Genomic DNA, 23,017 nt, shown 5'->3' with positions numbered 1-23,017 from the left:
GCAACAGTGAGCTTCGATAGTGTCAACTCGGGATCGCGCATGGCTGCGCGGCGCGGACGCGCCGCCGGCGGATGATCGCACTCCGTACACCATGTTCAACACCTACGGTCCCGGAGACGGAGACGGTACTGAACTAGCCCTGACCGAGTCGCCTAGTTGACGGTCGGGGTTGCAGTCGGGCTCGCGTTGGGATCCTGGTCGGGCTCGCCGATAGGTTTGGGCGGTCCTTCATGGCGCGATTTGGCCGGCGCTACGTCGCCGACCACCCCGCGATCTGATGGCCTTCCTCGCGGACGCTCACCGCAACAGAGGCGTGCTTCCCCGGTCCGCCGCCGCCTACCTGATCGGCCACCTCAAGCTTCAACACCTCGCCGTCCGGCGGAAGAGTTCCCGCATTATCGCAACGGCGTCCTCGATGGCGGCCAATGCTTCCTCACGCCGACCAAGATTGGAAAGTTGGGTGGACAGGTTGTTCAGAGACCTAGCGAGGTCGGGGCGGAACGCCTCGGACCGACCCGCCGCCAGATCACGGTAGACCGCTGCGACGCTGACCCGGCCGCAGTTGCGTCGACTGCTGGCCAAGGCCGGCCGGCAACGCAACATCGACACCTGGGTCGTGCGGCTGCACGCGCTGTTCCGGGTCGAGCAGCTGCGCCAGCCGCCGCAGGTGGAAGCCGCCTTCGGCGAGCAGGCCCGGGCGCTGCTCCTGCAACTCGACGCCGCCTGCCGCGCCATCGAGCAGCTGGCCGAGGCGACCGCGACAGCGTTCGCCCAACATCAGGACGCGAAGATTCTGACCGGCTTTCCCGGCGTCGGTGGGCTCACCGCCGCACGCGTCCTGGCCGAGATCGGGGCGCCACAGTTGACAGTCCTCTGACGAAACTTCACGGGGATCTGCCGGGGGCACGCTTGAGGCGGCGGCGCGGAGACGAGCAAGCTTGTCCTGACCATCCTGGGGCGGCAAAGGAGCCGGCAGAGGCATGAGATTTCTCTTCGTCACCGCTGGCAGTCCAGCGACCGTGTTTGCTCTCACTCCCTTGGCGACGGCGGCGCGCAACGCCGGGCACGAGGTCTTCATGGCCGCCAGCGAGGAGCTGGTGCCTGCGATAGCCGGAAACGGGATTCCTCCGGTCAGCATCACGCCCGCGTCGATTCGGGACTTCATCTTCACGGACGCCGCCGGCGGGGCGGTCGCGGTACCGGACGATTCCCGGTCGGTCATGCTGCACGTGGGGCGCTCATTCGCGCGGATGGCCGAGGCCGGCCTGGAGGCGCTGTTCACGTTGGTCCGTGATTGGCGGCCGGATCTGGTGGTCGGCGGATCAGCGGCGTACGGCGCCGGCCTGGTCGCCGCGCATCTTGGCGTCCCATACATCCGGCACGCCTGGGACACCGTGGACACCACCCTCATGGACGAAGGCGCGGCCGAGATCCTTACGCCGCGGCTGTCGAAGCTGGGGCTGGACGATCTGCCGTCCCCGGATCTGCTCGTCGACATCTGCCCACCCGGCCTGCGGGCCGAACATGCACCGGCGACGCAGCCGATGCGCTGGATCCCCGGTAATCAGCAAAGGCGCCTCGAACCGTGGATGTACACCCGGGACGCCTCCGTCCGTAGGGCGCTCGTCACGGGTGGCACCCGGTCGTTCATGCCGGATAAGATGGCTTTCCTCCGTCGCCTGAGCGAGGCGCTTTCCACGCTGAACGTCGAGGTACTGATAGCGGCACCCGATGGGGTCGCGCAAGGGCTGCGCGCCGCGCTCGGCAACGTCCGCGTCGGCTGGATTCCTCTGGACGTCGCGGCGCCGACCTGCGACGTGATAATCCACCACGGTGGCGGAGTCACCTCCATGACCGCCATCAATGCGGGGATACGCCAGCTCATCGCACCAAGCGACGCCTATCTGCGGGCGGTGGCCCAGCCCATCGCCGACTTCGGCGCCGGTATCGTGCTCGAACCTGGCCAGGATTCAGCCGAGCATGTCGTGCAGGCATGCCGAGAGCTGCTCGCCGACTCGGCGTACGAACGTCGCTCGCGGATTCTCGCCACGGAGATCGCCTCGTTGCCGGCGCCCGCCGAGGTGGTCGGGCGGCTCGAGCAGTTGGAGCGGGAGCCCACCCGCTGAGCGTTCGGCGTTCCCCGCGGTCCGTCCGCCGCGCCGCGGCGTAGCGAGTCAGCTGGCTGGACAACGAGGAGGTTTTCCATGAAGACGTGCCCGTGCCAGCACCATGTCGCCCGCCGGGAGGCGGGATGACACAAAACCGCCGGCGCGAGTTTCATCGGTCTGCTGAACCTCCGTATGCTCGTCAACCACGGACGGTCACGGGCCGGCCTGGGCACCCCACTCCGCCGGTCCGACCGCGCCTCGTGACAGAGCGTGTGCCACGGGGCGTCAACCCGTTCGTGCGGACCGAGAGGCTCGATGCCTTTCGGAAGGGGCGCGCATGACCCGGCGCGTCATGGTCCTAGGTGGCACCGGGTTCCTAGGCTGGCATGTCTGTTCCACGTTCCGCGCCGCCGGCTACGGCGTTGTCTGCGTCTCCAGACGAGGAGGGTGGCCCGGGCCCGCCGACAGCGGCCTGTCGGCCCTGCGCCTCGATCTCGACACGGCGGGGGACGAGTTCGACCGGCTGCTCGCCGCCACGGCGCCCGATGTGGTGGTGAACGCGGCGGGCGTGGTGTGGCGGAGCACGCGCGCCGCCGAGAACCGGATGTGGGCCCTGCACGCTCACTTCGTAGACCAGCTGGTCAGCGCGGTCGCCGCGCTGCCCGGCACCACCCGCCTCATCCAACTGGGCAGCGCTCATGAATACGGGCCGAGCACGCCCGGCACGAGTACCACCGAGGACGAGTCGCCTTCCCCGCGCTCGGTGTACGGAAGCACCAAGCTCGCCGGGACGAGAGCCGTGCTGCGGGCCGCTCGCGCCAGGGAGATTCAGGCCATGGTGCTGCGGGTCGCCAACGTGATCGGGCCCGGCGCCCCCCGGGCGAGCCTGGTCGGCGCCGTCGCGCACCGGCTCACCGGTCCCTCGGAGGCACCGGAGCGCGAAGGCGAGCCCGTCGAGCTGTCACTCGCCCCGCTGCGGGACTGGCGTGACTTCGTCGATGTCCGGGATGTCTCTGCCGCCGTGGTCGCGGCGGCCGATCCGGCGCGCGACGTCACCGGGCACATCATCAACATCGCTCGGGGCGAGGCGGTGCCCGTACGCCGGCTGGTCGAGACTCTGATCTCTCTCTCGGAGCGGCCCGTACGGCTCGTCGAACAGCAGTCGCCGGGACCGGACCGGACCGGCCGTGCCGATCTTGGGTGGCAGCAGCTGGACGTGTCGCGTGCGCAGCGGCTCCTCGCCTGGCGGCCCGCCGTGAGCCTGGAGGCATCGTTGGCGGACCTGCTCGAGTCCACGCGCGAGGGAGTTCCCGCGGGCAGTCCCAGGGGGGTGAACCGGCGGACGTCGTACTTCCCGCCAGGCCGAGCATGACGGTGACCACCCCCGAGCCACGAGCATGACCGACCCCCGACAGGCAGGTCCCACCATGCGCGTCCTGATGATGACCACACCCGTTCCCACCCATTTCACGTCACTGGTGCCGCTGGCCTGGGGGCTGCGGGCCGCCGGCCACGAGGTGATCGTCGCCGCGCAGCCTGACGTCGTGCCGACGGCGCGTTCCGCCGGTCTGGTCGCCGCGAGCGTGGGCGAGAAATTCGACATCATCGCCTACCTGCGCTCCAAGCTGCCGGATGACAAGCGACCGCTGGAGGCGTGGCCCAGGCCCGCCGCGGACCAGATGGGGTTCTTCGGCCGGGTGTGGATGAACCACGCACGGAGGATGCTTCCCGATTACCTGGACCTGGCACGTGACCTGCGACCTGACCTGATCATCGCGGAGCAGCTGGAGTACGCGTCGCTGCTCCTGGGCGGCATCCTCGGCAGGCCGGTCATCCACCACCGCTGGGGCGTCGACGGCATCTCGGACCTGGCCTTGCGTGACGCCCGTCTCGAACTCGCCGACCTGGCAGCCGAGTCGGGCCTGCCGGCCCTTCCCAGCCCGGTCCACAAGCTCGATCCCTGCCCACCGTCACTCCAGACGCCCACCGCCGCGGCGGGAACGCCCATCCGCTACGTCCCGTTCAACGGCACCGCGGTCCTGCCGGACTGGGTCCGACGTGGCCGTCTCCGCGACGCCGGCCGACGGGTGGTCATCTCGCTCGGCAGTCTCACTTTCTTCCTCAACGGCGCCGCCTTTGTGCGCAGGCTGCTGTGGGCACTCGACGAAATTCCGGCGATCGAAATGATCATCACCGTCGACCCCGCGTTCCGAGATGCCCTTCACCCGCTGCCGTCGCGGGTCCAGGTCGTCGACCCGACGCCGCTGCATCTCTTCCTGGACACCTGTGACGCGGTCGTCCACCACGGGGGCGCGGGCACGAGCATGACCGCTACCGCCGCCGGCCTGCCTCAGCTCGTCCTCCCTCAGATCGCTGACGCCTTCGACGCGGGGCAACGGCTACAGGACGTCGGGGCCGGCCTTGTCCTCGACCAGGTCGCCACACAAGACGACCCCGGCACGCTCCGCGATGCCGTGGAGGCGCTTCTGTCGAAGCCTGCGTATCGTGAGGCGGCGCTGGAACTGCGCCGGGAGATGGCTGGGATGCCGGACCCGCAGCAGGTCGCGGCCGAGCTCATGAGGGCCGACGTGGGAGCCACGGTGCGCGGCTGAATGCCAACAGGGCATCAAGCCGCCGCTGAATGACAGGATGGACGCATGCGCTGGAAAGTCCATAAAGAGGAGCCGATCTTTACCGATCCTCCGTATCTGGACATCCGGATGGCGGATGTGGAGATCACTGGCGGGCGCCACCTCCAGCATCGGCTGATTCGCACGCCGCCGGGCGCGAGCGCGGTGGTGATGGACGACAGTCAGCGCGTCCTGCTGATCTGGCGGCATCGTTTCATCACGGATCAATGGGGTTGGGAGATCCCGGGAGGCAGGATCGAGAGCGGTGAGACCCCGTTGGAGGCCGCCGCTCGCGAGGTCCTCGAGGAGACCGGGTGGCGGCCCGGCCCCATGCGTCCGTTCCTCTACTCGCAGCCCAGCAACGGGATCAGCGACTCCGAGCTCCATACCGGCATCGCGGTAGGCGCCACCTACGTCGGCGCGCCGGCTGACGAGTGGGAAGCGGAGAAGGTCGAGTGGATGCCGCTCACGCGCATTCCCGACCTGATAGCCAGACGGGAGCTCGTGAGCGGGACAAGCATCGCCGGCCTGCTCTACGCGCTGGTCAGATATCACACCAGCGGGCCTGGCTTCATGTATGAAACCGTCGGAGGCGGCCTCCTCGCCGACGAGGCCGAGTAGACAGCCGCGACGGCTGGCCTGAGGTCTGCCGATCACCGCGCGAACACCCCGGTCCTGCCGCCACCGGTGCATGGCCGTGCTGTGGTCGGTGTCGAGCCTGCCCAGCGTCAGGCCAGCGGAGCACGCAGCTGGTGATCGTCGGCGGCAATCAGCGTGGCACCGCCTCGCGGCGGTCACGGCCCGCGGCGAACGGACCACCATCATCCGGATACCTATGCCCCGGGCGTGGACGCGCCGCTCCCGGACAGCACGCGGCCGTGCCTCCCGCGATCAGACGGACTCAGACTCCGACCGTACGAGGCCTACAGCTCGGGCGGTCGATGACCAGCCGGCATCGACGTTGCCCAGGCCCGGGGCCGAGACAGCCTGGGCAGCGCCTCGGCGACCAGAGCGGACACCCACGCGGCTTGGCGCCAGAGTCGCCGCGGCGGGTCCGGTGTTCGAGCCGGAGCCGCGGGCAGGCTGCCGCCACGCCATGCGCGTGATCGCGGGACCACCGACGAGAAACCATGGTCGACAGGTCGCCCGGCGGAATGTCGACTCGTCCGGCACCCTCGCGATCCCGAGCGGCCCGGCGACCGTCTCGCCGGCGTCCGCGGCCCACTCGCCGATCGCCGTGAACGACCGCGCCCCGGCCAGCACCGCGCACGTCGCCAGCGTCAGCACCGCGGCCAGCCGATGGCGCACCCCCCGGCGTTTCCGCGGGTCAGGGACCCGGGCGGACACCGCCAGCAGTCCCGGCGGCGCGGGAGGGGCTCCGCCTGCGGTCGTGGCGGCAGCCAGCTGATCCAGTACGTGGGCAGGCGACGATAATGGTGCTGCGGGCATGGCACCTCAGGACGATCATGATGGCGTAGGAACCTCCATGATCACCCAGGTGTTGTGCCCGCTTTCACGAGGTCCCGACCCGGCCGGCACAACCCCCGACCAGCCCCACCGGACATCCTCGGCGCTTCCAACGAACCGCTCACCAGCAAACTTGCCGGGACCCCGCGGGCTCTCGGTTCTAAAAATCCGTGATCTTGCGCCGGATGCGGTCGCGACCTGGGATGACGTCCCTATTCCGAAACGGAAGTGAGATGGGCCGCCACCCCGCACAGGAACCATCCTGTGGTCCACATCACGCTTGAGCCGTCCAGACGCCCCCGTGTTAGCCTATATACACTTAGATGCCGAGCAACTACAGCGCAGCCTGCACTACGCACCCGCACCCCGCGCAGCACTCGTTCTAGTTCTACACGCAACTATCTCTCGCGCAGTGGTCGATCTCGGTGTGACCTCGTGGCCGAACCACCTCGCCTGGAGGGAATGTGATAGAACCGATCACGGGTTTTCGCGTAGCGATTCTACGGAAATCCGCTCCGGCCGGTCACGGTCTCCCTTTTCGCCGAAGCGAGGGCGGGCCACGGCGTCCCATTGATTCGAAGGTCCACAAGAGACCGGAACAGGCACTCCGGCGGGCCGTCCCGAGTCGCCGAATCCGACCTTCTCCTCTTTTTGAACTGGAGGCCGATTTTCAGTAGACGCGAGCTCGGATGGAGACCGCTAATGGCCAGGAACCAGGTACATATCAATTTTCTGGGGCCGCTTGAGGTGAGCCTTTTCCTCAGCTCGATGGACGGCGAGGCCGCGCTCATAATAACAGCGACCAAACTCCAGCAGGTCTTGGCGATGCTGGCGGCCAACGCCAACTCGATGGTGAGTATCGAGCAGCTGATCGACGAACTCTGGCCCTACGGGCCACCGAGCACCGTGAAAACCATCGTACAGACGTACGTCTATCAGTTGCGCAAGCTCTTCTCCAACAGCCTCAAGCCCTCACAGGGTGCCGAGCTTCTGGCGACCCGGCCGGGTGGCTACATCCTGGAGATACCCCGGGAGAACGTGGACGTCTTCCGGTTCCAGGACCTCGTGCGGCGCGGTAGGGATGCGCTGCACAGCGGCCAGTCCGCCCGCGCCTCCGACCTGTTGCGCGAGTCGTTGGACCTGTGGCGCGGGCCCGTGCCCGTGGATATCTCCACCGGGCCGTATCTGCATGGACTGTCCGTCTACCTGGACGAGCAGCGGCTAGAGGCGGTGTCGCTGCGCATCGACGCCGACCTGGCGAACAACCGGCACCGTGAGGTCGTAGCCGAACTTCGCTCGTTGGTGGCCACGCACTACCTGCACGAGCTCTTCTACATCCGACTGATGCAGGCTCTGCAACGCTCGGGACGCAGGGGTGACGCGCTCGCCGTGTACCGCAAGCTCTGCCGCATCCTGGACGACGAACTGGGGCTGGAACCGTCGTCGGAGGCGAAGCGGCTCCAGCACGAGATCCTCGCCAGTCACTGAGGCGTATAGCGACCACGGCTCGGACCGGGCGAGCTCCGACACCGATGTGCTGTCGGTCAAAACTGTGATCACAAAACTATGATCAGCTGCCATCGGCCGGCGGCGCACGACGGGTGACGTACTCGGTACGGCCCGTCACGTGACCGCTCGTGCCAGCGGACCGCGCGACCAGCCATCGAGCTGATTTACCGGTCCTTGAGTCAGCCATGAGACCGTGGCCTGAGTGGCCTACGGACCTGTCTCACGCGAATATCGACATGACATGCGAGCTCAGCGACCGACAAGGGAACATGGATGGTATCGCCTAAGTTCAGCGTACTCGTCGTGGAGAACGCTTCGGACGGCACGGTGCCGCTGACTCAACGGCTTCGCCGACAAGGATACGACGTCGAAGCGGTCGACACCGGGAGCGCGGCTATCGCCTCCCATGTTGACACGGACATCATTCTGCTGGATCTCGAGCTTCCCGACCTGGACGGCCTGGAGGTGTGCCGGGCGATTCGGAGCGAGAGCGACGTCCCCCTGATCGCCGTTAGTTCCCGGACCGGAGAGCTTGACCATATCCTCGGCCTGCAGGCCGGGGCGGACGACTATGTCGTGAAGCCCTACGGCTTTCACGAGCTGTTGGCCCGCATGGATGCCGTCATGCGACGGGCACGGCCGCCGGGACCCAGCGCGAAGACTGTATCCCATGGGTCACTGCGAATTGACGCGAACCTGCGCGAGGTGAGTGTCGACGGCCGGCCCATCGAGGTCACCCGGAAGGAGTTCGACCTCCTCTGGCTACTCGCCTCGCATTCCGGCACGGTCGTCCCGAGGAGAAGGCTCATGCGCCAGGTCTGGGGGGACACCTGGTCCCGCCGCACCGTGGACACCCATGTGAACAGTCTCCGGAATAAGCTCGGCGCCAACACATGGATCGTCACGGTGCGCGGGGTGGGCTTCCGCCTCGGCGAGGGCGACTCCTTCGACCAGCGGGCTTCGGGCTGACGTAGGAGACGCTCGTCGACGAATTCCCGGTCCCAAGGCCGTGGTGGTTCCGGGGGCGTCGGGATTCCCGCCGGACAGCCGCGGAGCCACCGGCCGGCCAAAGCAGACATCGATGCGCGGCGGGGCACCCGACCGCGCCCAGAGTGAGGGGATCACGTCGATGGCCACGTTGCTGGTGACCGGAGGGGCCGGCTTCATCGGCTCGAACTTCGTTCGCTACTGGGTCCAAATTCACCCGGACGACTCGGTCGTCGCGCTGGACGCGCTGACCTACGCCGGCCGGCGGGAGAACCTCGCTGACGTCGCCAGGGAAATCGCCTTCGTGCACGCCGACATCCGTGACCAGGCCGCGGTCGTCGATGCGCTGCGGGAACACAGCGTGGACGTCGTGGTCAACTTCGCCGCCGAATCGCACAACAGCCTCGCCATCATCCGTCCGGGCGAGTTCTTCGCCACCAATGTCATGGGCACCCAGGCGCTCCTGGAGGCCGTCCGGACAGTCGGCGTCGCACGCTTCCATCAGATCTCCACCTGTGAGGTCTACGGCGACATGGACCTGGAGGACCCCGGTGCGTTCACCGAGGACTCCCCCTATCTGCCACGCACGCCCTACAACGCGGCGAAGGCCGGTGGCGACCACGTCGTGCGCTCCTACGGTCACACCTACGGCGTACCGGTCACCATCACCAACTGCTCCAACAACTACGGTCCGTACCAGTTTCCCGAGAAGGTCATCCCCCTGTTCATCTCCCGAGCCCTGCGCGGCGAGGTCCTGCCGCTCTACGCCTCCACCCGCAACCGGCGGGAATGGCTCCACGTCCTCGACCATTGCCGGGCCGTCGACGCCGTCCTCACCCGGGGCCGCCTCGGCGAGACCTACCATGTCGGTAGCGGGGTCGAGGCTGACATCGAGACCATCGCCGACACGATCCTGACCGAGCTCGGCCTGCCGTCGGCGCTGAAGACGATCGTCCCCGACCGGCCCTCGCACGACCGCCGGTACCTGCTCGACTCCTCCAAACTGCGCCGCGAGCTCGGTTGGGAACCCCGGATCTCCTTCGCCGACGGGATGCGCTCGACCATCGGCTGGTACCGCGACAACGAATCCTGGTGGGCTCCGCTCATCGGTGCCTCCCCCGTCATCGAGTCCGCCTGGGCGACCACCGGACAGTAGCCGTGCCGCCGGGACGGAGCAGGCGGGCACGTGGCCGCCGGCCCACACCGGCGTCGTCGACGGCGCGGGCCGGCCAGGCGCGCCGGGCCCGCCGGCGGCGGGCCCGGCCGGCGAGGCCATGTCGTCCGGCGCGCTACTTCTCCCACTCGAAGTAGATGACGGGCGGCTCCCGCCCGGGAATCTGCTGGAGCCGGCCGTGGTCGAGCCCGATGAGCTCACGAATCGCGATCGTCTCCCCTGGCCACTTGGGGTGCGCCAGTTCGTCGAAGGCGACGATGCTCCCAGTGGTGAGATAGGGACGGATCGCCTGGAACGTGGCCAGGGTCGGCGAGTACAGGTCGCAGTCGAAGTACGCCAGCGCGATGACCGTCTCCGGGTTCTCCTCGAGATACCGCGGCACCGTCTCCAGCATGTCGCCCTGGACGACGAAGCTGCGCCGGGTCGAGCCGTAGGGCTCGGACGCCTCGTGCGCCGCCAGGACGTCACGCAGATGGCCGACCTCATCCGTCGGCATGGCGAACCGGCCGACCGCCGCGCTCGGGCTCACCCGGTCCACGTCGGCTATGTCGGGAAAACCGGTGAAGGTATCGAACCCGATCACGCGACGCAACGAGTTGTACGGCTCGTAGATGCTTCGCAGCGTCGTGAACGTTGCCAGATGACGCCCGTGCAGAACCCCGAATTCCATGATCACTCCCGGGACCCTGAGCAGGAGGCGATAGAGAGCGTCCATCGACAGCAGGTCGCTCAGCTGGTGGCGGCGCAGGTAGACCGCCAGGTTGTCGATCAGGTATTCGGGTGGGATGGGCGTCTCCGCCAACAGCTTCGTCAGCCGCTCCCGGGAGTCGCGTTCCTGCTCTGGCTCGTGCGGAACGATCAGGTGGTCCTTGTACTTGGGTTCGGTCACAGGCAGGCATCTCCTTCATCGGAATTCGGAGCGGCGGGCGGGTGTCGCATGACCAGCATTCAGGTGGACCTCGCGCGACCCAGTTGCCCGGCGTGGGCCCATGGCCAACCGCTCGGGCCCAAGCCCACGGTGCGACGGATTCACGGGCACCGGAATACACCCCTGACCGATGCCCCATCACCTTCCAGAAGCTTGCTCGCCGTCCCGCCGGGCCTCAACCGTCCTTGTGGCGGATACCGGTGAATTTTCGTCAGAGAACGGTCAACTCCCGCCGGCGCGTCCCGGCCGCCCGGGCGAGCTCGCTCCCGGCGGTCCGGCCGCGGCCCTGAACGGCGGCGGCCCTGGACGGCGGCGGCCCTGGACGGCGGCGGCCCTGGACGGCGGCAGGCCGCCGGTTCACGCCCGCTCCAAGGTCCCGGTCAGTCCCAGCCACCGCTGGCTGCGGTCCGGGTGACGTAGTCCTCGAAGGGTGTCGGCGGCCGGTCGAGGGCTCGCTCGACGCCGTCGGCGAGAGCGGAGTCGTGGCCGTCGCGGATGGCGGTCAGAACGCTGGTCAGCATGCGTGCGACGTCCGGTGGGACGCCGACGGCGATCTGGCCTTCGATGTAGGCCTCGGGTTCGACGTCCGTGTGCTGGATGGCGCGGCCGGTTGCCTTCGCGATGAGGTCGGTAGCCTCTCCGAAGCTGATCGCGCGAGGGCCCGTGAGCAGGTAGGTCTGCCCGTGGTGACGGTCCTGGGTGAGGGCCTCGGCGGCGATTTCGGCGATGTCCTCGGCGTCGATGAACGGGGTGCGTCCGTCTCCCGTGGGCAGGACGAGGCTCCCGCTGAGGATGCCAGGTCGCCAGGAGTCCTCACTGAAGTTCTGCGCGAACCAGGTTGGCCGTAGGATCGTCCAGCCCACGCCGGAGCCACGCACGGCCGTTTCGGCGGGCTTGAGCGGATGACCGTCGTAGTCCGCGCCACCGGCGGTCAGGAGGACCAGCCGCCGCGCGCCCGCGGCGGTCGCCGCGGTCACGAAGGCGGGGATACGCCGCGAGCCGTCCACACTCGCCGCTCCCAGATCTGGCTCGACGAGATAGACGGCGCTGGCACCGTCGAGCGCGGGCGCCCAGGTCTCGGGCTTCGCCAGGTCGAAGGTGACGTCCGCGCGCGCACGGGCCGCGGTCCGGACCGGCCGGCCGGCGGCTCGCAGCCGCTCCGCGACGCGCCGGCCGGTCTTGCCAGTACCACCGAGGATCAGGTTGTCGTCCATGGCATCCAGGCAACAGCACCGTCCCTGAGCGGATCCATGGGAGAGTGTCGATAAAGCATTTGTCATCGTCTACGCTGGGCGCCGTGGACGTGCTCAGTGATCTGTTACACCGAGCCCGTGTCGGCAACGCACTGGTCCGGCAGTTGATCCAGCGACCGCCCTGGTCGATGACCTACGCCGATCCTGCTCCCCTCACGGTCGTGGCCACCCTCGGCGGCCACGCGTCCATCCGACTCGACGATGTCGCCTGCGCGCCGGTCCAGCTTGCCGCCGGCGACATCGCCCTCATCAGCGGCGGCGGCCGGCACACGATCGCCGACAGCGCCTCGACCCCACCCCAATTCGTGATCCGCCAGGGCAGGAAGTTCCACGCCGACACCGGCGAGGAAACCTCCGCCCACACGAGCCTGGGCCCTCGCACCTACGGCGACGGGCTGCCAGGAGCCACGACCATGCTCCGTGGGGTCTACCTGCTGCGCGCCGGCGCTGGCGACCGGCTTCTCGAGATGCTCCCCCCACTGGCCATCGTTCCCGCGGGCCCGCGTACACGGGCGGCACTGGACCTGCTCACCAACGAGGCCGCCCGCGACGAACCCGGGCAGGACGCCGTCCTCGGCCGGCTGCTGGATCTCGTGCTCGTGATGGCGTTGCGCGCGTGGTGCTCCCGGCCGGGCGCGACACCGCCCGCCTGGTACCGGGCACTGGGCGATCCCGCCATCGGCGGCGCGCTGAACCTCCTGCACACGGACCCCGCCCACCGCTGGACGGTCGCCGAGATAGCCACCAGAAGCGGCATGTCCCGGGCCGCCTTCGCCGCGCGCTTCACCGACCATGTCGGCCAGGCTCCGCTGACCTACCTGACAGCCTGGCGCATGACGCTCGCGGCGGATCTGCTCCATAACACGGACGACACCATCGCGACCATCGCCCGCAACGTCGGCTACCACGACGCGTTCGCCTTCAGCGTGGCGTTCAAACGCGCCCACAGCATCAGTCCCTCAGCCTGGCGTCGCCAGATCTCCTGAGATGCTCAGACCTCGCCGGGGCTGGCCCCGGGAGGGGCATGCACCCGCGGGTCGGAGCTCCTCATGGGCACCGTCACCGAGGTGTCGCGGCTTCGGGACTCGCCTGCCGCCAGGACGGGGTCCGGCACCCGGTAGAGCGCGGATTGAGCGCGGATTGAGAGCGCGAGAATAGCGTTCGCACCGACGCGGCTGTAGCGCAATACGTCGCCTCATGCGCGAGGAATACCGATCTCCAGTGACCGGTGGGCGGCCCGCGGGCGGCGGGCACCCGGGCGAGTGACCTGGCGAACTGCGCCCTGAGCCATCTGTCGATGGCCGTCCACTAGGTGCGATTTTAAGGAGAACCATGCACGGGAACGGCGTCGGCGAGTCTGGCGGCGGTTCGTGAGCCGTCGAGTCGTGATTACCGGAATGGGGGTACGAGCCCCCCAGGCATTGAACACGGCCGCTTTCTGGGATCTGTTGTCCGCCGGCCGGACGGCGACCCGGAGAACCTCCTTCTTCGATCCCTCACCGTACCGGTCGCAGGTCGCCGCGGAAGCGGATTTCGACGCCGTGGCAGAGGGCCTGAGCCCCCGCCAGATCCGGCGGATGGACCGGGCGACCCAGTTCGCGGTGGCCTGTGCCCGCGACGCGGTGGCCGACAGCGGGATCAGTCTCGACACCATGCCGCCGGACCGGATCGGGGTGAGCCTGGGCAGCGCAGTGGCGGCCGCCACCAGTCTCGAGCAGGAGTACCTGGTCCTGTCCGACTCGGGCCGCCGCTGGGTGATGTCGCCGGACCATCTCTCGCCGCACATGTTCGACTACCTGGTCCCGAGCATCATGCCGGCGGAGGTCGCCTGGACTGTCGGGGCGGAGGGGCCGGTCGCGATGGTGTCGGACGGGTGCACGTCCGGTCTCGACTCCGTCGCGCACGCTGCCGCGCTGATATGTGAGGGCAGCGCGGATGTCATGATCGCGGGGGCCTCGGACACTCCGATCACCCCGATCGTGGTTGCCTGCTTCGACGCGATCAAGGCGACCACCAGCCATAACGACGACCCAGCCCGGGCTTCCCGCCCGTTCGACGGCACTCGCGACGGTTTCGTGCTCGCCGAGGGCGCGGCCATGTTCGTGCTGGAGGAGCTGACGGCCGCCCAGCGCCGGGGCGCGCGCGCCTACGCTGAGATCGGCGGCTTCGCCAGCCGGTGCAACGCCTTCCACATGACCGGGCTCAAGGCCGACGGCCGAGAGATGGCCGAGGCGATCCGGGCGGCTCTCGACCAGGCCAGGCTGGACCCGACCGAGGTGGATTATGTCAACGCCCACGGATCGGGCACCCGGCAGAACGATCGACACGAGACCGCGGCGTTCAAACGGAGCCTTGGCGAGCACGCGTACCGGATACCGGTCAGTTCGATCAAGTCGATGGTCGGTCACTCTCTGGGCGCGATCGGCTCGGTCGAGATAGCCGCGTCCTTGCTCGCGATCGAGAACCAGGTCGTGCCACCGACGGCCAATCTGGACGTCGCGGACCCGGAGTGCGACCTCGACTACGTTCCGAAGGACGCGCGCGACCACCGCACCGACACCGTGCTGACCGTTGGCAGCGGCTTTGGCGGCTTTCAGAGCGCGATGGTCCTGACCCGACCGAGGCCGGTGGCCGTATGAGCGTCATCACCGGGCTGGGCGTGGTGGCGCCGAACGGGGTCGACACCAAGGAGTTCTGGGCCGCCACGCTGTCTGGCCGCAGCGGTATCACCGAGCTGGACAGGTTCGACACGTCCGGCTATCCCGCGCGGTTGGCCGGGCTGGTGAACGACATCGACCCGGCCCAGCACGTGCCCGCCAGGCTCAAGCCCCAGACGGACGTGTCCACCCAGCTCGCGCTGATCGCCGCCCAGAGCGCCCTCGAGGATGCCGATGTGGACACCGCCGCGATGACCGATTATCAGATGAGCGTCGTCACCGCGAACGCCTCCGGTGGCTTCGAGTTCACGCACCGGGAGTTCAGGAAGCTGTGGTCCCAGGGCCCGGAGCGAGTGAGCGTGTACGAGTCCTTCGCCTGGTTCTACGCCGTGAACACCGGTCAGATCTCCATCAGGCATGGCATGCGCGGCCCGTCGTGCGCTTTCGTCGCTGAGCAGGCCGGCGGTCTGGACGCGTTGGGACACGCGCGGCGGACCATCCGCGATGGTGTGGCGTTGGTGGTCAGCGGCGGCGTCGACTCCGCGCTGGACCCATGGGGATGGATCTCTCATCTGTCCAGCGGCCGGGTCAGCCTCGATCCCGACCCGACGACCGCCTATCGACCTTTCGACACGCGTGCCACCGGGTATCTGCCCGGTGAAGGCGGCGCCATCTGTGTGTTGGAGGACGCCGCCGCGGCGCGCGCGCGAGGTGCCCGGGTGTACGGCGAGCTTGCCGGCTACGCGGCCACCTTTGACCCGGCGCCCGACGCCGGGCGCCCACCCGCGCTCCGGCGAGCGGCGGAACGGGCGCTCGCCGACGCCGGGATCGGGCCGGCCGAGGTGGACGTGGTGTTCGCCGACGCGGCGGGCGTGCCGGAGCTGGACCGTTCCGAGGCGGAGATGCTGCGGGGCATGTTCGGTGTACGCGGGGTTCCGGTCACCGCGCCCAAGGCGCTGACCGGCCGGCTGTTCTCCGGGGGCGGGGCTCTCGACGTCGTCGCGGCCCTGCTGAGCATTCAGGAGGGCGTGATACCCCCGACCTTCGGGACTGGCTCGGTTCCGGACGAGTACGGAATCGACCTGGTGCTCGGAAAGCCCCGCCGGACCAGCGTACAGAACGCCCTCGTGCTGGCCAGGGGGCGAGGGGGATTCAACGCGGCCATCGTCATCCGCGCCTTCCGATCCTAACCGAAAGCGAGCAGTCATGGGCAGCACGATGAGCATCGACGACCTCCGTGCCATTCTCCTGGCGTGCGCCGGGGATGACGAGTCCGCCGCCGGCCGTGGCGATTTCTCGGACGCCTCCTTCGAAGAGCTCGGATACGACTCGCTCGTCCTTATCGAGATGGCGGCCACCCTCAAGCGGGACCACGGCGTCTCCATCCCGGACGATCGGCTCGTCGTGGCACTCACGCCGCACGAGATGCTCGATCTGATCAACAACCGGATCGAGGCCTAGCGATGGCCACCAGGACAACTCACAGCCGGCTGGTGGCCGCGCCGGCAGACGAGGTCTACCGCCTGGTCGCCGACGTCACGATCTGGCCGGTGATGTTCTCGCCGACCGTGTCCGTCCGACATCTTCACCGGACCGAATGCGAGGAGCGGTTCCAGCTCTGGGCGCTGGTCGCGGGCGGCGTCCAGACCTGGGTCTCCCGCAGGAGCCTCGACCCGGTGGCCCGCCGCGTCACCTTCCAGCAGGAGCGCAGCCATCCGCCGATCAGCGGCATGGCCGGGACGTGGTCGTTCACCCCGGCCTCGGACGGAATGACCGAGGTCGTGCTGGACCACGCGTTCTCGGTCACAGACGACGACGCGCTCCAGCCGATGATCTCGGCGGTGGACCGCAACAGCACCGAGGAGCTGGCCGCGCTCGGCCGAATCGCCGAGCTCGGCCATCCGGTCGACGAGCTGGTCGACACGTTCTCCGACACGGTGGTCGTGGACGGCCCGCTCCCGGACGTCTATGACTTCGTCTACCGCGGTGATCTGTGGCCTGAGCGGCTGCCACACGTCGCCCGGGTCGACCTATCGGAAGACGAGGCAGGCGTCCAGCGCATGGAGATGGAGACGGTGACCGCGGACGGCGCGGCCCACGTCACCAGTTCGATCCGGGTGTGCTCCACGAACTCCAGCATCGTCTACAAGCAGCTCCTGCCGCCGAGGATGCTGCTGGGCCACAGCGGTCAGTGGTCCTTCAGCCGGCGGGAGGACGGCGTCGAGGTGACGGCCACGCACATGGTCGCGATCGATCCCGACGCGGCCCGGTCGGTGATCGGGTCAAACGGCACTCTCGACGATGCCCGGGAGTACGTCCGTGCAGTGCTGGGCGGCAATTCTCGGGCCACGCTGGCCCGCGCGCGCAGCTACGTCGCGGGCCGCGGCTGAGGCGCGGGCCCGCGTTGGCCACGACCGGTCACCCGACGACCCGTACCTGGTCCGTGCCTGTAGCTGGTCCGTGCCTGTAGCTGGTCCGTGCCTGTAGCTGGTCCGTGCCTGTAGCTGGTCCATGCCTGTAGCTGGTCCGTGCCTGTGGACCGCTGGCGCCTGGACCGCCGACGCCCGCCGGCTGGATGCCGGCGGGCGTCAGAACCCGCAAAACCCCACCGTCAGCACGACCCAGGTGGATCCGGGTCCTGGTTCCGCCCAGCGCGGCGCCAGCGCAGGACGAAATACCGTGGCGTCTCGTCGAGGCGTTCCCGCAGGATCAGTTCGTCGTCGTCCAGGTGGGCTTCTCGGACCTGGGTCGTGTCGACGATGTGGGGATGGGAACTGATCTCCACTTCATGGACCAACATTCCGCCGGCCAGCCGCCAGCGCCCGGAGTATCCCATGTAGAACGCGGCCGGACCGGCGGCCTGATGCGGACCGCCGACGGTCCGCATCAGGCCAACCGAGATGTACCCGTCCGCGTCGTAGACCAGCAGGCCGGCGGCTCCAGCGCCGAGTGGTCCCTCGCTGGTGGATCCCTCCGCGCCGAGAAAGTAGTGGGAGGTAAGCCGCCAGGCTCCGGTGAGGTCCGCTACCGACAACATTCACCCTCCCGGGTCGTCCCATGCGGCACATGCGGCAGAGCATCCAGGCGGCAGAGCATCCAGCTGGCAACGGCCGGGAAACGCTCCGCCGGCGACGTTCGCGGTACTTCTACGAGGTCTCGAGATGCTCTGCCACCCAGTCCGCCGCTAGCAGGCTCCAGATACTGATCATGTTTGGGCAGGTATGCCGTTCGCCCTCGTATACGATCAGCTCGTGATCGGTACCCCATATCCGGTCGAGATCAACGAGGTCCGCGACCGGGAAGATGTCGTCGAGCGTTCCGTGGACAGTGAGAACCGGAGCACCGGCCGGGACCGTGACGTCCAGCTCGATCACGTCGAACAACGCCTGCATGTTCACGGGCTCGCCGCAGGCGAACGCGCATCGAAAATCGTCCCGCAGGCGGCGGGGAAGGCCGTCGAAGGGAGCCACGCGCGGGCCTCCGGAGATGTTCACGACGCACCTGAACAGTGAGCCGATCCGCTGGGACATCCGGAGGGCAAGATAGCCGCCGAAACTGATACCAAAGAAGGCGAGGCGGTCGTGGGCAATGCCCGGCTGGAGCCGCAGCCAGGCGACAAGCACCTCCACGACCGTTTCCATCTCGATATGGAGCGGAACCTGGCCGACGTGGATTCCCTGACCTGGCCCGTCGAACAGCAGGGCGGCGATGCCACGCTCGAGATAGGTCTCCGCCAGGGCAAGGACCTCGACCTCGGTCATCGAGTCCAGCCCGTTGGACATGATGATGCAGGGCGCCGGGCCCGACGGCCTACGATGCGCGGGCGGCAGGAACAACCAGTAATGGATCTTGCACGAGCCCGTCTCAGCCAGAGTCAGCTCACCCCGGCGACATTCCAGATGACTGTCCTCCAGGCTGCGCAGGAAACAGTCACGTACCCGTGAGCGCAGGCCGAGTTTGCGGTCCCGATCGCCGAAGTCCATGAACTCGGCCCAGTGATAGCACGCCGCGGCACCGCGCAACGCCCGGCCTCGCCCGGCGGCCGTACGCGCCTCGCGCGAGACGCTCTGGTAGCGGTCCCCCTGAGCGCACCATCGAATCCGCCATTCATCCCAGAACGCCGCCGACCGCAGGTCGATGAGATCGGCGGGAAAATCTCGGGCCACCGCGAACAGGTCACCCCAGTGGGTTTCGGCCGCATACCGCGAGTGCAGGAACATCAGTCGTGGAAGGTAGTAGGAGATCGCCGACAGGACCGAATCACTCGTCGCGGACGGCGCTCCCGCGTCCGTCGTTGGCCACTGTCGGGGCGCCGTTTTCTCGGCCATGTCACGATTGCCTTCCCGGGAACCTGTCAGTTTTGTCGACACCAGATCTGACGGGCGGCCGGCGACCTCCCGGCTGTGCCTCTGCCGGCCGCGCCCGCGGTGACCGGGCGTGGCGGCCCGGCGCCGCCATCAGTCGTACGTGACCTGGCGCACGCGAGTCAGGAGCTCGCCGTCCACCGCCCTGAGCACGTCGTGCATGACGCAGCTCACGAAGGACACGTCCTGCCCGGGCCGGACCTTCAGCACCAGGCAGTAGGCGGTCGAACTAACGTCACCGTCGCCGAGCGGCCCCAGCCTGATCATGTTGACCATGTGCCGGCGCTGCATCGGGTCGTCCTCGAACTTCCGATGGAAGTCCGTCAGGTCCGCGACAATACCCGGCCGGGTGCGGGCGGCCGGGCGGCCGGGCGTGTGCGCGAACTCGGCGTCCTCGGTGAACGTGTCGGCATAACCCGCGATGTCGCGCGCGTCGAGCCGCTGCATCTGGGCCGCGTAGAACTGCTGCACGCGCGGGTAGAGGGTCTCCAGATCGAGCCGGGCGGGCATGGTTGTCATGACACTTCTCCGGGTCCGGTGGGCGTCAGTAGTTCCCAAGGCCGCCGCAGACATTGAGCGCCTGCGCCGTCACCGCGGCAGCGAGAGGGGAGATCAGGTACTGGACCATGGCGGCCACCTCGGCGGGCTCGACGTAACGGCCGATCGGCACGCGCCCGGTAATGCGAGAATGTGTTTCGTCCACGTCGACGCCCCAGATGGCGGAATAATGCTCCCGCACTCGTTCGGCCATCGGCGTCTCGACGAATCCGGGACACACCGCGTTGACCGTGATACCGATCTTCGCGAGTTCCAGGCCGAGTGCCTTGGTGAAACCGACCACGCCGTGCTTGGACGCGGAGTAGGGGGCCGCGTGGACGACCCCCTGCTTTCCGCCGGTCGAGGCGATGTTGATGATCCGGCCGCGCTTCCGCTCAAGCATTCCGCCTGACGTAAGGACTTCCTTGGTCACGCGGAAGACGCTGGTCAGATTGGTGTCGAGGACGTCGAGCCACAGCTCGTCGGAGATGTCCGAGGTTTCGCCGCCGCCGGGGCGCCCGGCATTGTTGACGAGGACGTCGACCGGGCCGAACCGGTCCACCGCTCGGCGCACCAGGTCGCGGATCTGCTCGGGCGACCGGACGTCGCAGTCGCACCCGTCGACCGTGTGTCCCTGGCTTCGGAGATCCTTGGCGATCGCCGCCACCGCCTCGGGTGTGCGCGAGCACAGGAAAACCGCCGTGTCGTTCCTGGCCAGCGTGGCCGCGATCTCCAGACCGATACCGCTGGTGGCGCCCGTGACCAGGGCCACCCGCTGGGTGCTCTCAACCATGGTTGTCCGTGTCCCATCCGCCGTCGTCGACGGGCCAGTTAGTCGGGATGGTGCCTACCAGATAGCTTTCGGGCCGCGCGAGCGGCCGGGCGCGGGTAACAGTCAGCTGTGGACCTGAGCCCCGGGACCCGCGGCGTCAGAGCCGGACGGCTCCGGCGGTGAGGCAGGCCAGCAGGGTGCGAGCCTGCACGTTGACGTAGTGACCGTGCCGGACAAGCGCGCCGAGCTGAGCCGGCGTCACCCACTGATAGCCTGGAAGCGGCTCAGCCGGTACTCCCGCCTTGTTCGCGTCGACGAACAGGTACCGGCTCACCGCGTTCAGGAACCGGCCACCCTCCTCGGAGTGCCTGGCCTCGTACACGATCCCCGACGGCTTAGCCGCCAGCACGAGATCCAGATAGGCCGGCCGCTCGGTCCGTGGCTTTCCGGCGTAGTTCTCCGGAGTGCACTGGACCGTGGGGCCGAGCTCCACCGTGTCCAGGAAGCCGGCCTCGACCCGAGCGTGCGCCAGCAGGTGCGGAACGCCCGAGAAGCGTCGGGTGACGAACGCCGCGATTGAGGTCCGGCACGGCTCGAACAGCGGCTGGTCCCAACCTGCCACCTCCCTGTTCCCCGCCTCGACGTCGACGGCCACGACGCGGAAGTAACGTCGCAGGTGGTGCTCGATGGCATCGGGGCCGTGGCGCCAGCCGTCCACCTCGGCCAGCGGTATCAGCTCGGCTCGGACCTCGTGGCGGGCCCGTTCTCCGGTGAACCACGACAAAAGCTCTGTACCGGTGAGTAGGGATCCCGGCGAGTCCTCGTTCACCGGCGCGCACGCGAGCACCGTGCGGGCATCCATGTTGACCACAAGGTCCCGACGCAGCAGAGCACCGATCTCGCCGAGCGTCAGCCAGCGGAAATCCTCGTGTGGCTCGACGTCCTCCCGCGTCTCCACGATCATGTTCCGGTTCTGCTTCTGATAGAACCACGAGCCGTGTTCCGACTGGAGCACGTCGGCGAGGACCTGCCCCCGCCGCGGATCGACGAAGTATTCCAGGTACCTGACCGGCGCGCCCTTGTGCACGGCGGTGTAGTTGCTGCGAGTGGCCTGAATGGTCGGCGACAGCTGGATCAGGTTGGGGTTGCCGGGCTCCATCTTGGACTGCATCAGGAAGCGCAGTGCGCCGTCGCGTTCCTGGGCCAGCAGACCCAGGATGCCCGTCTCCGGCTGCCTGATGATCGGCTGCTGCCAGCGCGGGACCATGCCGTCCGACACCGACACGTCGAGACCTTCGACGGTGAAGAAGCGGCCGCTGCGGTGTCCGAGGTTCCCGCTGTCTGGATCGAAGGACCACTGGCCCAGCCGCTGGAATGGGATCGGCGTCACCCGGAAGGAGTTTGCCTGGTGACGCGCGAGCAGCCAGCGGACGACATCGGCGGCCCGTTCCTCAGCGGCCGCGCCTGGCTCGGCGGCCGACCGGGCCAACCGGGCGGGTAGCTCCGGGTCCTCACGGCCGAGGGCGGGCAGGCCCGCCAGCGCCCCGGAGGGGGGTGCCGAGGTGGGCATCGCGCTCACTCTCCTTTGAGATCTCTGTGGGTTCCCTGTCCTGGTGGCCCATGTCGGGGATTCCCGCAAGGGCTGAGCAGTGGGTCGTCGATCCGTTTCCCGCGAGTTGCGCCCGGGTCCGCAGCTCATCGAGCAGAGACGCCGCGCGAAGCGATGCCGGATCGGGAGGGGCCGCTCGCGCGGCGGCCTGCGCGAAGGCGCCGACCGCGAGGCGGACCTGGTCAGCCGCCGTCAGCACGACGGTCTCCCGATGGACCGACCGTTCGAGGTGGATGTGCGGCACGTGCTCGGCAGCCGGGGTGAAGGCGGGCTCGACCACGATGAGCCCGTCGCTGCCGCACAGCTCATAGCGGGACCGGTAGACGTGGTCGAGGCCGAAGCTGAGATGCGCGCTTACTCCGCCCGGAGTGAGCAGCAGCGCGGCGCCACCCAGGTCGACGTCCGTCCACGGCGCATGGGTGAGGGTCGACCCCGCGACCGCCAGTTCGTCGCCGAGGAAGTAGAGGGCCGCTCGGAGCGGATAGACGGCCGCATCCCACAGCGCTCCCCCACCCAGCTCGGCCGAATAGCGGATGTCACCCTCCGGCCGCCGTGGCACCGAAAAGGCCGCATGGAATGAGCGCAGCTCGCCGATGGCGCCGTCACGCACCAGCCTCGCGACCGCCGCGTGCTGAGGGTGATGCACGAACATGACGTTCTCTACCAGTGCTCGCCCGAGGGTTCGGGCGACTGCGAGAAGGCGCTCGGTATCCGCCTGGCAGGTCGTCAACGGCTTCTCGGCCAGGACGTGTTTGCCGGCCCTGAGCGCCGCCTCGACCCAGTAGGCGTGCAGCGAGACGGGCAGCGGAACGTAGACCGCGTCCACGTCTGGACGCCCCAGCAGCGCGGCGTAGCCGTGCACGGGCTCGGCCCCGAACCGTCCTGCCGCATCGCGGGCCCGTGCCGAGTCACGGCTCGCGACCGCGGTGACCTGGACCTTGGGAGAGGCCGACATGGCGGGCAGCAACCGACGCAGGGCGATGCCGGCGCAGCCCATCACACCGACGCGCAGGGGGCTCATC

Annotated in this window: 22 protein-coding genes; 13 read left to right on the top strand and 9 right to left on the bottom strand. The window is 68.5% G+C overall.

Annotation, left to right across the window (positions count from 1 at the left end; genetic code table 11):
- The first annotated feature begins 562 nt into the window (after window positions 1-562).
- The 5 genes from BCD48_RS03530 to BCD48_RS03510 all read left to right on the top strand — a co-directional run bounded on the left by BCD48_RS03530 (window position 563) and on the right by BCD48_RS03510 (window position 5,359).
- On the top strand, window positions 563-877 hold the full coding sequence (locus tag BCD48_RS03530; RefSeq protein ID WP_071046772.1) for a hypothetical protein: 315 nt from the start codon (window positions 563-565) through the stop codon (window positions 875-877).
- Between the two features lie 103 nt (window positions 878-980).
- Window positions 981-2,126, top strand: coding sequence for a nucleotide disphospho-sugar-binding domain-containing protein (locus BCD48_RS03525; protein ID WP_071046771.1), 1,146 nt, complete (start codon window positions 981-983; stop codon window positions 2,124-2,126).
- A gap of 319 nt (window positions 2,127-2,445) precedes the next feature.
- A complete protein-coding gene (locus BCD48_RS03520; protein ID WP_071046770.1) occupies window positions 2,446-3,480 on the top strand; it encodes an NAD-dependent epimerase/dehydratase family protein in 1,035 nt (344 codons plus the stop codon).
- A 25-nt stretch (window positions 3,481-3,505) separates the two neighbouring features.
- Window positions 3,506-4,720 (top strand): nucleotide disphospho-sugar-binding domain-containing protein, encoded by a 1,215-nt coding sequence (locus BCD48_RS03515; RefSeq protein WP_206745001.1) that lies wholly within the window; start codon window positions 3,506-3,508, stop codon window positions 4,718-4,720.
- A gap of 45 nt (window positions 4,721-4,765) precedes the next feature.
- Window positions 4,766-5,359 (top strand): NUDIX hydrolase, encoded by a 594-nt coding sequence (locus BCD48_RS03510; protein ID WP_071046768.1) that lies wholly within the window; start codon window positions 4,766-4,768, stop codon window positions 5,357-5,359.
- A 270-nt stretch (window positions 5,360-5,629) separates the two neighbouring features.
- On the opposite strand, the gene BCD48_RS53115 is transcribed toward BCD48_RS03510, so the two are convergent.
- Window positions 5,630-6,187 carry a transposase family protein gene (locus tag BCD48_RS53115; protein WP_241841483.1) on the bottom strand — a complete coding sequence of 186 codons (558 nt, stop codon included), beginning with the start codon at window positions 6,185-6,187 and terminating at the stop codon, window positions 5,630-5,632.
- A 720-nt stretch (window positions 6,188-6,907) separates the two neighbouring features.
- Between BCD48_RS53115 and BCD48_RS03500 the strand changes: the two genes are divergently transcribed.
- From BCD48_RS03500 to rfbB, 3 genes are all read left to right on the top strand, one after another.
- Window positions 6,908-7,693: an AfsR/SARP family transcriptional regulator gene (locus BCD48_RS03500; protein ID WP_083418112.1), complete on the top strand. Its 786-nt coding sequence runs from the start codon at window positions 6,908-6,910 to the stop codon at window positions 7,691-7,693.
- Window positions 7,694-7,987: 294 nt separating this feature from the next.
- Window positions 7,988-8,683: a response regulator transcription factor gene (locus BCD48_RS03495; protein ID WP_071046766.1), complete on the top strand. Its 696-nt coding sequence runs from the start codon at window positions 7,988-7,990 to the stop codon at window positions 8,681-8,683.
- A gap of 160 nt (window positions 8,684-8,843) precedes the next feature.
- Entirely contained in the window at window positions 8,844-9,857 is a 1,014-nt protein-coding gene (rfbB, locus tag BCD48_RS03490; protein ID WP_071046786.1) for a dTDP-glucose 4,6-dehydratase, read from the top strand.
- Window positions 9,858-9,990: 133 nt separating this feature from the next.
- Here rfbB and BCD48_RS03485 read toward each other — a convergent pair whose 3' ends face one another.
- Entirely contained in the window at window positions 9,991-10,764 is a 774-nt protein-coding gene (locus BCD48_RS03485) for a dTDP-6-deoxy-L-hexose 3-O-methyltransferase (protein WP_071046765.1), read from the bottom strand.
- Between the two features lie 419 nt (window positions 10,765-11,183).
- Window positions 11,184-12,017 carry an NAD(P)H-binding protein gene (locus BCD48_RS03480; RefSeq protein WP_071046764.1) on the bottom strand — a complete coding sequence of 278 codons (834 nt, stop codon included), beginning with the start codon at window positions 12,015-12,017 and terminating at the stop codon, window positions 11,184-11,186.
- An 83-nt stretch (window positions 12,018-12,100) separates the two neighbouring features.
- Here BCD48_RS03480 and BCD48_RS03475 point away from each other — a divergent pair, with 83 nt between their 5' ends.
- From BCD48_RS03475 to BCD48_RS03455, 5 genes are all read left to right on the top strand, one after another.
- Window positions 12,101-13,042 (top strand): AraC family transcriptional regulator, encoded by a 942-nt coding sequence (locus BCD48_RS03475; protein WP_071046763.1) that lies wholly within the window; start codon window positions 12,101-12,103, stop codon window positions 13,040-13,042.
- Between the two features lie 384 nt (window positions 13,043-13,426).
- The gene (locus BCD48_RS03470) at window positions 13,427-14,695 is read left to right on the top strand and encodes a beta-ketoacyl-[acyl-carrier-protein] synthase family protein (RefSeq protein ID WP_083418111.1); all 1,269 of its coding nucleotides are present in this window, start codon (window positions 13,427-13,429) and stop codon (window positions 14,693-14,695) included.
- Window positions 14,692-15,903 (top strand): ketosynthase chain-length factor, encoded by a 1,212-nt coding sequence (locus BCD48_RS03465; protein ID WP_071046761.1) that lies wholly within the window; start codon window positions 14,692-14,694, stop codon window positions 15,901-15,903. Before BCD48_RS03470 ends, BCD48_RS03465 begins: the two co-directional genes overlap by 4 nt.
- A 16-nt stretch (window positions 15,904-15,919) precedes the next feature.
- On the top strand, window positions 15,920-16,174 hold the full coding sequence (locus BCD48_RS03460; RefSeq protein WP_071046760.1) for an acyl carrier protein: 255 nt from the start codon (window positions 15,920-15,922) through the stop codon (window positions 16,172-16,174).
- Window positions 16,175-16,176: 2 nt separating this feature from the next.
- Window positions 16,177-17,103, top strand: coding sequence for an aromatase/cyclase (locus BCD48_RS03455; protein ID WP_071046759.1), 927 nt, complete (start codon window positions 16,177-16,179; stop codon window positions 17,101-17,103).
- A 221-nt stretch (window positions 17,104-17,324) separates the two neighbouring features.
- Here BCD48_RS03455 and BCD48_RS03450 read toward each other — a convergent pair whose 3' ends face one another.
- From BCD48_RS03450 to BCD48_RS03425, 6 genes are all read right to left on the bottom strand, one after another.
- The gene (locus BCD48_RS03450; protein WP_071046758.1) at window positions 17,325-17,750 is read right to left on the bottom strand and encodes a lipocalin-like domain-containing protein; all 426 of its coding nucleotides are present in this window, start codon (window positions 17,748-17,750) and stop codon (window positions 17,325-17,327) included.
- Window positions 17,751-17,859: 109 nt separating this feature from the next.
- Window positions 17,860-19,041, bottom strand: a complete 1,182-nt coding sequence (locus tag BCD48_RS03445; protein WP_071046757.1) for an alpha/beta hydrolase family protein — start codon at window positions 19,039-19,041, stop codon at window positions 17,860-17,862.
- A 129-nt stretch (window positions 19,042-19,170) separates the two neighbouring features.
- On the bottom strand, window positions 19,171-19,596 hold the full coding sequence (locus tag BCD48_RS03440; RefSeq protein WP_071046756.1) for a nuclear transport factor 2 family protein: 426 nt from the start codon (window positions 19,594-19,596) through the stop codon (window positions 19,171-19,173).
- 25 nt (window positions 19,597-19,621) lie between these two features.
- Entirely contained in the window at window positions 19,622-20,407 is a 786-nt protein-coding gene (gene fabG, locus BCD48_RS03435) for a 3-oxoacyl-ACP reductase FabG (RefSeq protein ID WP_071046755.1), read from the bottom strand.
- 136 nt (window positions 20,408-20,543) lie between these two features.
- Window positions 20,544-21,956, bottom strand: coding sequence for an NDP-hexose 2,3-dehydratase family protein (locus BCD48_RS03430; RefSeq protein ID WP_083418110.1), 1,413 nt, complete (start codon window positions 21,954-21,956; stop codon window positions 20,544-20,546).
- Window positions 21,898-23,016 (bottom strand): Gfo/Idh/MocA family protein, encoded by a 1,119-nt coding sequence (locus BCD48_RS03425; RefSeq protein WP_071046754.1) that lies wholly within the window; start codon window positions 23,014-23,016, stop codon window positions 21,898-21,900. The genes BCD48_RS03430 and BCD48_RS03425 overlap by 59 nt, the downstream gene beginning before the upstream one ends.
- Window position 23,017 lies beyond the last annotated feature (1 nt).

Origin of the sequence: Pseudofrankia coriaricola (genome assembly GCF_001854805.1) — a bacterium.
GTDB lineage: Bacteria > Actinomycetota > Actinomycetes > Frankiales > Frankiaceae > Pseudofrankia.
This window is presented reverse-complemented; position numbering and strand designations above follow the sequence as displayed.

Excerpts from the sequence above, each read along its gene's own strand:
- BCD48_RS03495 (WP_071046766.1), top strand. The coding sequence starts at position 7,988 with ATGGTATCGCCTAAGTTCAGCGTACTCGTCGTGGAGAACGCTTCGGAC.
- BCD48_RS03500 (WP_083418112.1), top strand. The coding sequence starts at position 6,908 with ATGGCCAGGAACCAGGTACATATCAATTTTCTGGGGCCGCTTGAGGTG.
- BCD48_RS03455 (WP_071046759.1), top strand. The coding sequence starts at position 16,177 with ATGGCCACCAGGACAACTCACAGCCGGCTGGTGGCCGCGCCGGCAGAC.
- BCD48_RS53115 (WP_241841483.1), bottom strand. The coding sequence starts at position 6,187 with ATGCCCGCAGCACCATTATCGTCGCCTGCCCACGTACTGGATCAGCTG.
- BCD48_RS03460 (WP_071046760.1), top strand. The coding sequence starts at position 15,920 with ATGGGCAGCACGATGAGCATCGACGACCTCCGTGCCATTCTCCTGGCG.
- BCD48_RS03520 (WP_071046770.1), top strand. The coding sequence starts at position 2,446 with ATGACCCGGCGCGTCATGGTCCTAGGTGGCACCGGGTTCCTAGGCTGG.
- BCD48_RS03445 (WP_071046757.1), bottom strand. The coding sequence starts at position 19,041 with ATGGCCGAGAAAACGGCGCCCCGACAGTGGCCAACGACGGACGCGGGA.
- BCD48_RS03430 (WP_083418110.1), bottom strand. The coding sequence starts at position 21,956 with ATGCCCACCTCGGCACCCCCCTCCGGGGCGCTGGCGGGCCTGCCCGCC.
- BCD48_RS03515 (WP_206745001.1), top strand. The coding sequence starts at position 3,506 with ATGACCGACCCCCGACAGGCAGGTCCCACCATGCGCGTCCTGATGATG.
- BCD48_RS03480 (WP_071046764.1), bottom strand. The coding sequence starts at position 12,017 with ATGGACGACAACCTGATCCTCGGTGGTACTGGCAAGACCGGCCGGCGC.
- BCD48_RS03450 (WP_071046758.1), bottom strand. The coding sequence starts at position 17,750 with ATGTTGTCGGTAGCGGACCTCACCGGAGCCTGGCGGCTTACCTCCCAC.
- BCD48_RS03425 (WP_071046754.1), bottom strand. The coding sequence starts at position 23,016 with ATGAGCCCCCTGCGCGTCGGTGTGATGGGCTGCGCCGGCATCGCCCTG.
- rfbB (WP_071046786.1), top strand. The coding sequence starts at position 8,844 with ATGGCCACGTTGCTGGTGACCGGAGGGGCCGGCTTCATCGGCTCGAAC.
- BCD48_RS03440 (WP_071046756.1), bottom strand. The coding sequence starts at position 19,596 with ATGACAACCATGCCCGCCCGGCTCGATCTGGAGACCCTCTACCCGCGC.
- BCD48_RS03525 (WP_071046771.1), top strand. The coding sequence starts at position 981 with ATGAGATTTCTCTTCGTCACCGCTGGCAGTCCAGCGACCGTGTTTGCT.
- BCD48_RS03510 (WP_071046768.1), top strand. The coding sequence starts at position 4,766 with ATGCGCTGGAAAGTCCATAAAGAGGAGCCGATCTTTACCGATCCTCCG.
- fabG (WP_071046755.1), bottom strand. The coding sequence starts at position 20,407 with ATGGTTGAGAGCACCCAGCGGGTGGCCCTGGTCACGGGCGCCACCAGC.
- BCD48_RS03465 (WP_071046761.1), top strand. The coding sequence starts at position 14,692 with ATGAGCGTCATCACCGGGCTGGGCGTGGTGGCGCCGAACGGGGTCGAC.